We start from the raw sequence: 12844 nt of genomic DNA on the forward strand, positions 1-12844 counted from the left end.
AATAACTATTGCTCGCTAAGCACTTTAATATGCGCTACTGCACTTCTACCCAATGCTGATAGCGCATAGCCCCCTTCCAAATACGATATAATTCCCTTACAGCCACTTTCTTTTGTTACTTTGCATAGCTGCTCAGTGAGCCAAATGTAATCGTCTTCTACAAAATTCAGGCTTGCCATGTCATCTTCTACATGTGCGTCAAAACCTGCACTTATAAATAACAGTTCAGGCTTAAAATCCTTTAATTTTGGTAACCATTTGCTATTGAATACCTCTTTTAAATCGTCCCCATTGCTTGCAATAGGTAAAGGCGAATTAACAATATGGTTATTATTTTTAACCGCTGTATTTGGGTAAAACGGGTATTGAAATAACGAGCAAAGCAGTACCCTTTGATCATCAATAAAAATGTCTTGGGTTCCGTTACCATGGTGTACATCAAAATCGGCAATTGCAATACGTTTGATGCCTTTGCTTTGTGCATACTTAACAGCAATCGCTAAGTTATTAAATACGCAAAACCCTGATGAAGAGTGCTTATTGGCATGATGCCCTGGCGGACGCACAGAACAAAATGCCGCGTCGAGTTTATCATCAAGTATTTCATCTACCGCTAAAACCCCGGCCCCCACCGCGCGCTCAATTGCTTTAAATGAGTCAGGGCAAAGCCATGTATCGCCATCGAGATTATTTAAGCCCTCTTGAGGAATTAATCGCTCAACCAAATTAACAAGCGCCTCATCATGCGCTAGTAAATAATGTTCTCGATGAGCTTTAGGCGCTTGTAAATGCTTTAACCCCACGTCGATGCCACTGGCAAGTAAGCGGTCAGTTATCGCATCTAAACGTTCTGGGCACTCAGGGTGGTCGTCTATCATTTTATGTTTACGGCAATGTGGGTGTGAGATAACTGCAGTACGCATAAAAACTCCAAAAACCAAATAAGTGAAAACTTAATATAACAAAGCCACCCGATGGTGGCTTTGCGACTTTGGTGTATAACTATATAACTTTAGCGTTAATCATTTAGTTTTTAAATTTAAATTTCTAAAGTCAAAGCTAAAGTCGGTCACGGCTGTTGAAACTGCACGCATGTTGGCGCTATTAACACGGTTAGCTGTACTCATTTCAAAACTAATAAACGCATCGGCTTCGAGCAGCTTTTCGTCCCACTTAACAATAAACGTATTGCCTGTATAGTGCTCAAGTGTGCCTTTTAAGCGTTTTGTGTGCGTAAAATCAATTCGTAATTTACCATCAAGCTCTTCAATAATAACGTCGCCATACCAATCATCGTTTAGTGTACCAGTATAATTTATACTAGGTAGCTGTGGCTGATAATCCGCAGGGGTTGGTGGTGTCGCATTTGCGTATGCTTTTTGCTTACCTTCAAAATGCTTTTTGGCTAAATCTTCAACCCAATCTTTATCCTCTAGGTTGAGCACATCCTCAAGTACTTCGTGAGTAACAGCACTTAAAGCACTAAATGCTTGCTGATTAGACAAAATAACAATACCGAGTTTTTTTTCTGGTAGTAACGTAACTTGCGACACCATCCCTAAAATACCGCCACCGTGACCTAACTTTTTAAAGCCGTGGTAGTCCTCTATACTCCAACCTAAACCATAACCTCTAAATTGTTGATGATATGCTTCAAAGGCACTTTTAGATGCCATAGAGGTAATATGCGGATGCCACATTTGCGCTTGTTGTTTTTCACTAAACAATTGATCGCCATTAGGCATTTTGCCGCCAGCCAATTGAGTGCGTAGCCATTGGCTCATATCGTTTACACTCGATGCAATAGCACCTGCACCTCTAAAATCTTCAAGGTAATTAACAAAAAATGGGTGTAAGCTTCCCTCCATTGGAATATGCCCTATTGCCCAGTTTTTATTACTTTGGGATACGCGAAAAACCTGCGCGTGAATTGGTCATTTTTAGCGGCTGTAAAATATGTTTTTCAACGTAGTCGTTCCAGCTTATGCCAGATACACGCGCTACAACTTCCCCAGCGGTTACAAACATCAGGTTGTTATAAGCGTATTTACTACGAAAACTGCTGGCTGGTTTTAAGTATTTTAAGCCTGATAAAATATCAGAAACTGATTTATCTGTGCTTGGCCAAATCATTAAGTCGCCTTGCCCAAGGCCTAAACCACTACGGTGGCTTAGTAAATCGCGCACTCGCATTTCCCGGGTTACATATGAGTCGTATAATCTAAATTCAGGTAAATGGTCGATTACGCGGTCATCCCAGCGTAATTTCCCCTCATCGACTAATTTAGCTAACGCGGCGCTGGTAAATGCCTTTGTATTTGATGCAATACCAAATAACGTATCTTTATTTACTTCAGCCTTTGTATTTTGGTTTGCGATGCCAAACCCTTTAGCGAGTACAACCTCGTCATTTTCAACAATAGCAACGGCCATACCTGGCACATCAAAGCGCGCCATAGAGGTTTTAATGACCTCTTCTATTTTGTTGGTATCAACCTGTGCCCAAGTATTAAAAGTAGCACTGGCCAGTAGTGTAAAAGCCGCTAAATTAGTCAGTTTCATGTTAGTCCTTTTATTATTGATGCACTGCAAATTCAATTGCTGCGCGTTCTTTATTAGGATCGCTCTTTTGTGGGCGATTAAGTATTGCATCACTGTAAGCCTTTGGTACGCCCGCTTCAAGTGCTCCGCGATGAACATGTTTAACGTACCAATCGTAGGGTAAAACGTTCTCGTCGTGTGTATTTGCAATATAACAATGGGTATCAATTGTTTGCCCATTTAACAGATCAACCGTTATATCTACACAATCGTAACCTGGGCCTTCAATCGCATCTAAAGTGAGTTTTTCGTCAGCGTTAACCTCATAGACCACACCGTATACTAAGGCATCTGCTTTATCAGTTTTTTGAATACTGCATTTACCCGAGCCATCAGAAAAAAGCATATCAAAGGTTAGCTCATACCCTTTAAGGATTGCTGTGCCCACACGCTTTGCATTTGGCAAACGTGCCAACAAACGATTAGACGACATGTTAGATCCAAACGAAAAATTATATAAAGGCATGTTTACTCCTGCTTGTATTACATAAATTGAACAAGTTAAATAACAACACGTACAGCCAACGCAATTAAAATAACGCCAATACCTCGGTCAAACCAGTAGCCGCGTTGCTGAAAAAAATCACGCACGCAGGCTTTAGAAAGTACCAACGAAAGCGCAGAAAACCACGCCCATGTTGCAAGCGCCATATAAATACCATAACCAATTTGCACACTCACTGGCGTTGTTTGACTTATTACCAAGGTAAATAACGACATAAAAAAGAGAGTGGCTTTTGGGTTCAGTGCGTTAGTGAAAAAACCACGTCTAAAAGCAACCCAAATAGACTCCTCTGGAGCTGTTTGGTTATCAATATCATTGGTTGATGATGCGCCCGGCTTAGCCGCTCTTAGTGCTTGTATTCCAAGATAAGCCAAATAAGCGCCTGCTACATATTTAAGTGCCATAAACAAACGAGGCGATTGAGACAAAATAAGCGCCACACCCATTACACAATAAGCTATGTGCAACAAAATAGCGCCGCCAACGCCTGCACTTGTCCACAAGGCGTTTCGCCTACCTTGTTGCACACTTTGCTTTAGCACAACAGCAAAGTCAGGGCCTGGGCTCGCTACTGCAAAGAAGTGAGCAATAACAATTAATAAAAATTCATCTAAATAGTCCACACTTATCCTTGCTAGTTAGGTGCATACGCCAGTAATAACGGGTTTGCCGATTCACTCACCAGCGCTTTAATTTCTTTTTGCGCTTTTTTGAATTGGCTTCGTAAATGGGGCTTTAAATGTTTTTTAGATACGTTGTCTTTTTTGAAGTAGCAAACCAAAGCATGCATAAATACCGTATGTGTTTCGCTCAATTGTGCTTCACGGTTAGCGTACGGGTTGTAACATGAGCCGCACCCGCCTTTAAACTGATACACCGTATTGCTCATCATGACACCAAAACCTAAAAAACAGGCAAGCGCATCAGCAGCTTGGGGTAAAAAGTCCTTCCCCCCTGGAGGCAATACACCAACATGATGAATCATAATAGTAGACAGTGTTCCGGCAAAACTGGCAACTAAATCTTGGGGCTGATTTATTTGATTAGGGTTAAATGAAATATTAATAGCATGGCTCGGCGGCACAATTAACTCACAGCGCTCACCACGTATTACACTACTAAACTCAAAACGAGGAAACACTTGTGGCTGTAATTGCTGAGGCGCAACTAATTGAATTGGCCATGCACTCATTCCCGCATACGTAGTTACTCGCTTAAATACGCTGGTGGCCATTTGCTCAATACTTGATACCGAATCAGGAAAATATTGCCCTGTAGGCAATATTATTTGCGTATGTTTAGTAAAAAACTCAGCATCAAAATTTTCTACAGCCCAAATAAAAGTATCAATAAGCCATTGCTGCTCTTGTTGCTCTAACAAAGGCGCTGATTTAAATAACGCTAACATAGTGTACTCTTAATTTAATTATTCTTGCTCTTGTGCCCACTGCCATGCTTTCGTGTTATATAAAGGCACAGTAGATAATGCATGGTGATGACTGCCGCTCGACTCTTTTGTTGAATACGACAAATATAATAATGTGCGAGTTTTAGCGTCGTATATTCGGCGCACCTTTAACGATTTAAATAAAATGCTCTTTGATGACTTAAACACCACCTCACCAGACTTACTACGATCAATTTCTTGTAATTGCTCCGCAGTGATTGGCCCTGTTTGACGACACGCAATCGACATGTCTGACGGGTCAGAAAAGTCTAAATCGGCCTCAACATGACTAATATGACACGTCACTCCTTTAATGATCGGATCTTGCTGTGAGTTCACCACCACATCTTTTGTAGTAAACAAACCTAAACTCACCGACGCCACATCATCAGAGCAGGCACTTAACGTAATTATTGCGCCCATTAGCACGGCTAAATGTTTTATTTTTTGCTGAAATTTCATACTCATCCTTAATTTAAGCTAGGTTTTTTACACGCTTATTTTAATAAGCTTGGGTTCACCTGTGTGTTTTTATACTAACATCAAAAATCAGCACAACTAAATTAGTTTAAAACAAACATTTTAGCCGTATGGGGTTTAGCGAGCCGTCGTGTATTTGTTACAATTAACGACACGCTTAATGCCGTAACCAACAGGAACCACCCGCATGCCGCACATTATTATTGAGCACTCAGAAGACCTCCCTGTATTACCTCAAGTACTGGTAGAAAAAATCCATAAATGCACATTCGAAAGCGGTTTATTTGATTTAGAAACTATAAAAACTCGCGCAGTTGCATATCAGCAGTATCAATTGGGTGTGGGTAAAGAAGGGTTTATACATGTGCAAGCACACATTATGGCAGGGCGAACAGTAGAGCAAAAGCAAACTCTGAGTGAGCACCTACTTGCGTGTTTAAAAACCTATTGCAGGGAGTCTGACAGTTTAAGCGTTAATATTTACGACATGGACCACGAGATATATCGTAAAAATTAACACAATTCAGGCCTTGTACTCATCATCACAAGGCCACTCGTCTTCAGTCAAAATATGCTTTGCCAATAGCGATGCCCTAAGAGCCATTATTTTACTTTTTAACTCATCACGTATCAGCCTTATTGCAGGCGAAATAAACTGCCGGCTCGGAAGCACTAACCACATTTCTGTTAAGGGTATTTTATAATCGGGTATTATTCGTTTGAGCTTTCCGGTAAGCAAATCATCTGCTACATCAATGGCTGACTTTTTTGCAATCCCAGCACCATCAACACACCAGCGTCTAACAATATCACCATCGTTTACAGCTCTATCGCTGTTCATTTTAACTTTGTATTGCTGTGTATTATCATAAAACTCCCAATCCGCATGCACTACTTCGTAAAGTTTGTAGAGTAATGCGTTGTGCTCGCTCAAATCGTTCGGCACTAACGGCTCGCCATTCAGTTTTAAGTAACTAGGTGAAGCGCACACCACGTGTGGAATATTACAAATTTTAAATCCATATAAATTAAGCTCCTCAGCTACACCTTTTTTCATCGCTCTTAATGCAACATCAATTCCATCACGATAAAAATCAGCACGGCTATCACTTGCATGTAACCTCAAAGTTATAGAACTATGAAGATCCATAAGCTCATTAAGCAAAACACGCATTAAATTACGTCCCATTTCAGACGACACCGCCATTCGCACTTCGCCTGTAATACACTCCTGCTTTTCATTAATAACCGCTTGCCCTTGCATTAGTAGCCCAAGCGCCTGTTCGCATAATGGTAAGTAACGCTCACCTTCAGCGGTCAGTCTTATCTTTCTAGTAGTGCGAACAAATAGTTGTGTACCAAGAGCTTGCTCTATTCGTTTAATAGAGACACTCGCTGCCGACGAGCTCATATCCAACTGATGCGCAGCCGCTGTTATTGATTGAAGCTGTGCAACTTTTAGTAATACGCGTAAATCTGCAATTTTCATAACCGCCCCTTTATAAAACTATTCGTTGATGCTGCCAATTATCCACGTTTTAACGAAACTGTATTAAACATTAGCCTGTTTATGGAATGAAAAATACTCGCTATTGTGTTTCTATCCCAACGCAAAGGAAAATATTTATGAAATGTAGAATTGTCCTATCAGCTTTAATACTCACAACTTCGCTTATATCTGTACCTACTTTTGCAGACGAGCACGAATCAAAAGTAATACCTGCAAACAAAGTAAAATGGGGCTATTTAAACCCATTAAGAGGCGATCAAAGTCCCGGTGCAGCCGATTTATGGGGCGATCGTACCGCAGATACCGCAACAGGTATGCTAGTACGCTTTAAAAAAGGGTTCGAGTCCCCGCCGCATATTCATAACATTACTTACCGAGGTATCGTAATTGAAGGCCAAATGCACAATGACGACCCCACAGCTGAAAAAATGTGGATGCCTGCGGGATCATTTTGGACACAACCTGCCGGTGAAAACCATACTACTGCAGCCAATGGCACTACAAATCTAATTTACCTAGAAATAGACTCAGGCCCTTATTTAGTAAAACCAACAAACAAACAGTTTGATAATGGTGAACGCCCATTAAACGTACATAAAGACAACCTTGTTTGGCTAGACAAAAACGACGTAAGCAATATTAATGCTAAAGGTGTACAAACAACCTACCTTTGGGGAGACACCGAGACAATGTACGGCTCAATGATAAAACTACCAGCCGGGTTTAAGGGGGAAATTAGCACAGATGCGGATGAGTTTCGTGCAGTGATAATTGCAGGCAACGCGCAATACAGCTCAAAAAGTAACTCACAAAACTTAAGTGCAGGTAGCTTTGTAGAATCTGGGGGTAAGTTCATTCACTCGCTTGAGAACACAAGCGATATACCAGCAACTATTTACATTCGCTGCAATGGCTTATACCACGTAAATTAGCGTGTTATAGCTACGTAAAAACTAAAAAGCGCACTAATAAGTGCGCTCATTTAACTGCTTGTGATCAAAAGCTGTAACGTGCAGTTAAGCTAATATAATCTAAATCATCTATTGTGGTGTAGCTAGTACCTACAGAGAAATTTGTATTCACATAGTAACGAGCACCTAAAGTGATAGCTGTTTCACTGTCATCAGCAATATCAATGTAACTTAAGCGGCCATCAATTTCGATGCTATCAGTTAGCATTGATCTAACACCAACAGATAATCCATAGCCATTTTCATCATCCGACAAATCAGTACCGCTGAACGATACTTCAGTTTCAATGTTTTCGTACGTTACTAAACCATAAAAGTCAGTGCTTTCACTAATTGCAGTACGGTAGCCCACGCCTGCGCTCAACCAATTTAGATCTACATCCAAACCATCTTCTGAGTCGCCTACAGTCTTATATTGACCAGACACAAAAAAGTTATCGCCTAGTAATTTACTACCATCAAGCGTCCAACCGTTTAAATCATCGCCATCAAGATCTGCATTTAAATAACCGCCAGACACATAATTAAAGTTAGGTGTTTCTGCAAATGCAGCAGGGGTGACAAAAACTGAGCTTAATAATAAGAGTGCGACTTTATTCATTTTCATGGTACTTCCTTTTAGATATATTTTAACAACATATTTTTGTACCCAATAAAATACACAGCTATATATTTGATTGCAATTAGAAATTTTATAGATTAATTAAAAATCAATATATCAACAATAAAGAATAATAATGTAGAGCTTTGGATTTTAAGTGCGTAAAAATTTAATAGGGATCTACTTGGAAAGTGGTGGCCCCTCCCAGACTCGAACTGGGGACCTAACGATTATGAGTCGTGTGCTCTAACCAACTGAGCTAAGGGGCCAACTTTATATAACTGCAAGGCAGTTAATTTTTGAAGCGTTCAGCCACAGAGCGACTAAAGCGGGTTGCAGTATAAAAACTTTTTTAGGGCTTGTCACTACCAAAAACCTTTATTTTAACAATCAATAAGCTAACTGCTTAAATTGTAATCTTTTAAAGAGTGTGAATGGGTAAATTTGGGGAGTTTTAGGATAATAAAGTAAAAATGATTAAAAATAATATTTATTAATAGAATGCGCTGAGCAATATTTACTTACAACTGCCGCAAACATAGCTCAGCTGCGCATTATTTTTTAGCAATAATATAAATTGCATGTATTAACCCAGGGAAGTAACCCAATAGCGTTAATAAAATATTAATCCAAAAATGCATACCTAAGCCCACTTGTAAAAAAACACCTAGTGGTGGTAGCAAAACAGACAGTATTATGCGAATGATATCCATTATTTAGCTCCTTCAAACAGTTAAAAACAAAAAGCCCAGCAATGCTGGGCTTTGAGTATAACGTTATTCAGCTACGATAGATAAGTTATCTACCACATCACGTACGTCTTCAGCATTTTTTGCAATTTCGATTGCTAATTGCTTTTCCGCTGATGATTCAACTGAGCCGTTTAATGTAACAACACCATTATCGGTATCTACATCAATATCGGTTCCACCTACTTCAGAATCAAATAGGAAACGTGTTGTAATAACGGTGGTGATTTTAGCGTCCGTCAGGTCGTTATCATCATCCATCATTTTAGAATCTGTGTGTTTAGCGCTCATGTTTTTAACAACGGTTAGGCTGTTTTCAACGTCCATGACGCCATCTAGACTAAGTACAAGCTCTTCTGCTAGCTCTTTCTCTACTTCGCTATCAACTTTACCTGTAAGTACTACCTTGCCATTTGTTACATCAGTGTTTATGTCAAAGTTGTTTAGGTCTGTGTTCATAAGAAGCACAGTTTCTGCCTTGCCATCAATCCAAGCATCTTTACTTTCGTTTTCCCAGCTGTTTGCTTGTGCACCCATTGCTGTTGTACCAAGAACTAACGCGGCGATAATAGATTTGTTAAATGTTTTCATAATCTTTCTCCTTTTGATTAAAGACACTTTAACTAATGCGAACATCAAGCCAACTTTATTTACCATTCAAAATCATAAACTTAACGAAAAAAATAGACTCTTATAGGTTTAACGCATTTCCCCTATTTACAGGCAAGTGAGTAAAACTTTCTCAAAGTGTGAAAATTACTAGATTATTGCTATTTTGGTTAATGTATCGTTAATATAACAACTAAATAAAAAGCCCTTGAAAGTTAAAATGTTGATAATAAACAAAATTAACTTTGGTATACGGTTTGCTAACTAGTTAACTAATTGCAAATACAATTAAGGAATGCCCCATGTCTGTAAAAGTTGAAGACCGCCCAATAGAGCAAGTACGCGAACAAGTGATTGATCAGTTAATTTATAACTATAGCCATGGCGTTATATCGGTTGAGGCATTTGAAAGACGATTAGACAAAGCAATGGATGCAAAAGACAATTCTGTGCTGCTTACGTTAGTAGAAGACTTAACACTTAATACCGACAAGCAATACAAAGCTGAAAAGCAATCGCAGTTTACGCCTAATTACAGTGCTCAACAAAATAGCGATGACGACATTACACTGCGCAGTATTTTGGGTTCAAACGAGCGAAGCGGACAATGGGTGGTTCCTAAAAATATTTACCTAAATAATTATATGGGCTCTGTGGTGCTTGATTTCACCGACGCTATCTTTACGCATCAAAACGTGACAATTCATGTTAATTGTATTTTTGGTAGCGACGAAATTTACGTACCCGAGCATGTTAATGTTGTGTCCAAAATGTTTTGTATTTTAAGCACGCTAGAAAACAAATCAGTAACGTTAAATAAGCGTCAAGGTCCTACCATTCATATTGAAGGCAAAGCGATACTAGGGTCGGTTGAAGTAAAGATAAAACGTACCATAAAAGAAAAGTTCATGAGCTTTGCAAACGATTTAAGGTCACAGCTAGGGGTCAGCAGTAAATAAGTGCAACTGTATTTGCTTTAATATGGCTGCTTTTGGCAGCCATATAGTGGTGGGCTTAAAGATCATTATTTCGTTCTGCAGGTATATCCGACAAGTACTCTATAAACTCAACTTCAAAGCCCGATGGGTCTCTGAAGTAGATATTTTTTCTAAATGGGTTTTCATTGCCTTGCTTATGAACTGAAAAACCCGCTTTATTTAAACGAGACACCGTATTTTCTAAATTAGCCGTCACGTAAGCAAAGTGAGCAAACCCAACTTGATGCCCTGAAAGCGATCTATTTTCACCCTCACCATGATCGCTCATTGCTATGTATTGCGTGTCGTCACCAAAGTGGACCCAACGCCTTGGTTTTCCATACCATTCACCCCGCCCTTCACTTCGTATTACCCAGTGGGGAAAAATGGCTTGGTAAAAGCGAATCATGGTATCAATGTTTTTAACAACTAAATTTACGTGTTCTAAATACATACTGTTTCCTTGTGAGTTAATTTAAACACACAATAAAACCTCAAGTTAACTTTAGGTAAAGCGCTTTTTTTAAATTTTTAGTGGGTCATTAAAAATACACTTTTGTTTTAATTAAATGTGCAACACTTTCAAGGCTGTACAAAAAACACCCACAAGTATTTAGGGTTTATTGTTTACTTTATGTCAAAAGTCGCTAAAATACGCCGGCTGAAAATACAAACGTTCTTTTACAACCCAAAGGTAACTCCATGCATCCAATGTTAAACATTGCGGTTCGCGCTGCGCGTAACGCAGGCAAAATTTTACTTCGCGCTGGCGAAGATTTATCAAAAGTTGAAGTGCAACAAAAAGGCGCTAACGACTTAGTAACTAATATTGATAAAGAAGCCGAAGCCGTAATCCGTGACACTATTTTACAGTCTTACCCTACTCACTCTGTTGTGGGCGAAGAACTAGGTGAACACAAAGGCAAGGATGATGATTACCAATGGATTGTAGATCCTATCGATGGAACAACAAACTTCATCAAAGGTATTCCACATTACGCAATCTCTATTGCACTTAAAGTTAAAGGTCGTTTAGACCAAGCCGTTATTTATGATCCGATTCGTGGTGAGCTTTTCACTGCATCTAAAGGTCAAGGCGCACAACTTAACAGCAAGCGTTTACGCGTGAGTAAAACAACTGTTCTTGCTGGTACAGTATTGGCAACGGGCTTCCCTTTTAAGCATAAACAACATACAGATGCATACACTGAAGCGTTTAAAGCGTTATTTGTTCACACTGCAGATATTCGTCGCGCAGGTTGTTCTGCATTAGACATGGCGTATGTTGCTGCTGGCCGTGTTGATGGCTTTTTTGAAATTGGCTTAAAACCTTGGCACTCTGCTGCAGGTGAGCTTATGGTTAAAGAAGCGGGTGGTATGGTTGTCGATTTTGCTGGTGGTAATAACTACAACCACAGTGGCAATATCATCTGTGGCGCACCAAAACTGACTCAAGCTATTATTCGTGAAATTCGTCCAGTGTTAACTGAATCGTTACTTCGCTAATAAATTGCTTTTACCAATATAATTGGTACAACAAAAAAGGAGCCTAGGCTCCTTTTTTGTTGTTAAAAATATGGGTTTATTAGCTTAATCTCTATAGTTTCCCCTTTTGTATAGGGAAGGGAATTTAAATCTGTAGCAAAGTATTCATAAAATAACGCATCAAACTCGCCGTTTTGCTGCATTATTTTAATTCCCTGCTCAAGCGCTTTAGCCAACTCAGGCTTATCCTTAGACACAAAATAATATAGCGCTGTTGGGTAGCTAATATATAAATTAGGCACAACACGTAAATTTTTGTGATCTCGCTCTAAAAGCTCAGAATTGACTTCAATAAATGATCGCGGAAAGTAATCTATGCGGCCTTGGCTAGTAAGCGCAAACATGGCTTTTAAGTTTGATAATGGCCTCACGTTTAAACCGTTATTAACCAATATGCGCGTATCAGGCCAATCATGCCCCTGTACCGAGCTCAGTTTTGATAATTGCTCAAGCGTTTTTATATCTTTAAATTTATCTAAATTCTGTTTATTTGTAACTAACGCTCTTTTGCCTATATACCCTTTGAACAATGGAATTTTAATAGCTGTTGCCAGTGACTCTCGTTCAGGGCTGCTCATACTCCAAAATAAATCAAGCGAGCTATCATCAAGTGACATTAAATTGCGTTGCTGATGCGGGTGTACAGCAACACGTTCTATTTCGACAGGATACTGGGCTCTTATCAATGCCTTGGTTAGCATGTCATTGAGGTAATCATCACGGGCAAAATGCGCATGTTGATCTTTCGGAATTTTTACAATATTAACTTCGCTTGCTACAACACTTCCAATAAACAAGCTCACTACACATACGATACACTTTAATGGCAACATCATGATCACCTATTAG

General features: G+C 39.5%; 15 protein-coding genes, 1 tRNA gene and 1 pseudogene. 4 read left to right on the plus strand and 13 right to left on the minus strand.

Translation table 11 applies throughout. The features are described 5' to 3' along the window. Positions 1 to 5 precede the first annotated feature (5 nt). The 6 genes and pseudogenes from ATS72_RS09660 to ATS72_RS09685 form a co-directional block, all read right to left on the minus strand. On the minus strand, positions 6 to 923 hold the full coding sequence (locus ATS72_RS09660) for a histone deacetylase family protein (RefSeq protein WP_058429652.1): 918 nt from the start codon (positions 921 to 923) through the stop codon (positions 6 to 8). 99 nt (positions 924 to 1022) lie between these two features. Then, positions 1023 to 2562, minus strand: a pseudogene (locus ATS72_RS09665) (serine hydrolase). A 13-nt stretch (positions 2563 to 2575) separates the two neighbouring features. Continuing rightward, on the minus strand, positions 2576 to 3067 hold the full coding sequence (locus ATS72_RS09670; protein WP_058429651.1) for a gamma-glutamylcyclotransferase family protein: 492 nt from the start codon (positions 3065 to 3067) through the stop codon (positions 2576 to 2578). Between the two features lie 35 nt (positions 3068 to 3102). After that, complete coding sequence (locus ATS72_RS09675) at positions 3103 to 3729, minus strand: LysE family translocator (RefSeq protein WP_058429650.1); 627 nt, start codon at positions 3727 to 3729, stop codon at positions 3103 to 3105. Positions 3730 to 3740: 11 nt separating this feature from the next. Next, entirely contained in the window at positions 3741 to 4514 is a 774-nt protein-coding gene (locus tag ATS72_RS09680; RefSeq protein ID WP_058429649.1) for a hypothetical protein, read from the minus strand. An 18-nt stretch (positions 4515 to 4532) separates the two neighbouring features. Then, entirely contained in the window at positions 4533 to 5015 is a 483-nt protein-coding gene (locus ATS72_RS09685; RefSeq protein WP_058429648.1) for a CreA family protein, read from the minus strand. Between the two features lie 205 nt (positions 5016 to 5220). Between ATS72_RS09685 and ATS72_RS09690 the strand changes: the two genes are divergently transcribed. After that, a complete protein-coding gene (locus ATS72_RS09690; RefSeq protein WP_006791175.1) occupies positions 5221 to 5550 on the plus strand; it encodes a 5-carboxymethyl-2-hydroxymuconate Delta-isomerase in 330 nt (109 codons plus the stop codon). A 6-nt stretch (positions 5551 to 5556) separates the two neighbouring features. Here the strand turns inward: ATS72_RS09690 and ATS72_RS09695 are convergent, their stop codons facing one another. Next, a complete protein-coding gene (locus ATS72_RS09695; protein ID WP_058429647.1) occupies positions 5557 to 6522 on the minus strand; it encodes a LysR family transcriptional regulator in 966 nt (321 codons plus the stop codon). Positions 6523 to 6659: 137 nt separating this feature from the next. Between ATS72_RS09695 and ATS72_RS09700 the strand changes: the two genes are divergently transcribed. Then, a complete protein-coding gene (locus tag ATS72_RS09700; protein WP_058429646.1) occupies positions 6660 to 7475 on the plus strand; it encodes a DUF4437 domain-containing protein in 816 nt (271 codons plus the stop codon). Positions 7476 to 7539: 64 nt separating this feature from the next. Here ATS72_RS09700 and ATS72_RS09705 read toward each other — a convergent pair whose 3' ends face one another. From ATS72_RS09705 to ATS72_RS09720, 4 genes are all read right to left on the minus strand, one after another. After that, the gene (locus tag ATS72_RS09705) at positions 7540 to 8121 is read right to left on the minus strand and encodes a porin family protein (RefSeq protein WP_058429645.1); all 582 of its coding nucleotides are present in this window, start codon (positions 8119 to 8121) and stop codon (positions 7540 to 7542) included. Positions 8122 to 8307: 186 nt separating this feature from the next. Next, positions 8308 to 8384 (minus strand) — tRNA-Ile (locus ATS72_RS09710). Positions 8385 to 8669: 285 nt separating this feature from the next. After that, positions 8670 to 8828 (minus strand): YqaE/Pmp3 family membrane protein, encoded by a 159-nt coding sequence (locus ATS72_RS09715; RefSeq protein ID WP_006791179.1) that lies wholly within the window; start codon positions 8826 to 8828, stop codon positions 8670 to 8672. A gap of 63 nt (positions 8829 to 8891) precedes the next feature. Further along, the gene (locus ATS72_RS09720) at positions 8892 to 9455 is read right to left on the minus strand and encodes a BON domain-containing protein (protein WP_006791180.1); all 564 of its coding nucleotides are present in this window, start codon (positions 9453 to 9455) and stop codon (positions 8892 to 8894) included. A gap of 320 nt (positions 9456 to 9775) precedes the next feature. Here ATS72_RS09720 and ATS72_RS09725 point away from each other — a divergent pair, with 320 nt between their 5' ends. After that, positions 9776 to 10432 (plus strand): LiaF domain-containing protein, encoded by a 657-nt coding sequence (locus tag ATS72_RS09725; RefSeq protein WP_006791181.1) that lies wholly within the window; start codon positions 9776 to 9778, stop codon positions 10430 to 10432. A gap of 55 nt (positions 10433 to 10487) precedes the next feature. On the opposite strand, the gene ATS72_RS09730 is transcribed toward ATS72_RS09725, so the two are convergent. Beyond that, positions 10488 to 10904 carry a VOC family protein gene (locus tag ATS72_RS09730; protein ID WP_058429644.1) on the minus strand — a complete coding sequence of 139 codons (417 nt, stop codon included), beginning with the start codon at positions 10902 to 10904 and terminating at the stop codon, positions 10488 to 10490. 248 nt (positions 10905 to 11152) lie between these two features. Between ATS72_RS09730 and suhB the strand changes: the two genes are divergently transcribed. After that, a complete protein-coding gene (gene suhB / locus ATS72_RS09735; protein ID WP_006791183.1) occupies positions 11153 to 11956 on the plus strand; it encodes an inositol-1-monophosphatase in 804 nt (267 codons plus the stop codon). Positions 11957 to 12018: 62 nt separating this feature from the next. On the opposite strand, the gene ATS72_RS09740 is transcribed toward suhB, so the two are convergent. Continuing rightward, a complete protein-coding gene (locus tag ATS72_RS09740) occupies positions 12019 to 12828 on the minus strand; it encodes a substrate-binding periplasmic protein (protein ID WP_058429643.1) in 810 nt (269 codons plus the stop codon). Between the last annotated feature and the right edge of the window lie 16 nt (positions 12829 to 12844).

This window comes from Pseudoalteromonas sp. 13-15 (genome assembly GCF_001468205.2).
In the GTDB taxonomy this organism is placed as follows: domain Bacteria; phylum Pseudomonadota; class Gammaproteobacteria; order Enterobacterales; family Alteromonadaceae; genus Pseudoalteromonas; species Pseudoalteromonas marina.

Excerpts from the sequence above, each read along its gene's own strand:
- ATS72_RS09660 (WP_058429652.1), bottom strand. The coding sequence starts at position 923 with ATGCGTACTGCAGTTATCTCACACCCACATTGCCGTAAACATAAAATG.
- ATS72_RS09680 (WP_058429649.1), bottom strand. The coding sequence starts at position 4,514 with ATGTTAGCGTTATTTAAATCAGCGCCTTTGTTAGAGCAACAAGAGCAG.
- ATS72_RS09685 (WP_058429648.1), bottom strand. The coding sequence starts at position 5,015 with ATGAAATTTCAGCAAAAAATAAAACATTTAGCCGTGCTAATGGGCGCA.
- ATS72_RS09725 (WP_006791181.1), top strand. The coding sequence starts at position 9,776 with ATGTCTGTAAAAGTTGAAGACCGCCCAATAGAGCAAGTACGCGAACAA.
- ATS72_RS09705 (WP_058429645.1), bottom strand. The coding sequence starts at position 8,121 with ATGAAAATGAATAAAGTCGCACTCTTATTATTAAGCTCAGTTTTTGTC.
- ATS72_RS09670 (WP_058429651.1), bottom strand. The coding sequence starts at position 3,067 with ATGCCTTTATATAATTTTTCGTTTGGATCTAACATGTCGTCTAATCGT.
- ATS72_RS09740 (WP_058429643.1), bottom strand. The coding sequence starts at position 12,828 with ATGTTGCCATTAAAGTGTATCGTATGTGTAGTGAGCTTGTTTATTGGA.
- ATS72_RS09720 (WP_006791180.1), bottom strand. The coding sequence starts at position 9,455 with ATGAAAACATTTAACAAATCTATTATCGCCGCGTTAGTTCTTGGTACA.
- ATS72_RS09700 (WP_058429646.1), top strand. The coding sequence starts at position 6,660 with ATGAAATGTAGAATTGTCCTATCAGCTTTAATACTCACAACTTCGCTT.
- ATS72_RS09690 (WP_006791175.1), top strand. The coding sequence starts at position 5,221 with ATGCCGCACATTATTATTGAGCACTCAGAAGACCTCCCTGTATTACCT.
- ATS72_RS09715 (WP_006791179.1), bottom strand. The coding sequence starts at position 8,828 with ATGGATATCATTCGCATAATACTGTCTGTTTTGCTACCACCACTAGGT.
- suhB (WP_006791183.1), top strand. The coding sequence starts at position 11,153 with ATGCATCCAATGTTAAACATTGCGGTTCGCGCTGCGCGTAACGCAGGC.
- ATS72_RS09730 (WP_058429644.1), bottom strand. The coding sequence starts at position 10,904 with ATGTATTTAGAACACGTAAATTTAGTTGTTAAAAACATTGATACCATG.
- ATS72_RS09695 (WP_058429647.1), bottom strand. The coding sequence starts at position 6,522 with ATGAAAATTGCAGATTTACGCGTATTACTAAAAGTTGCACAGCTTCAA.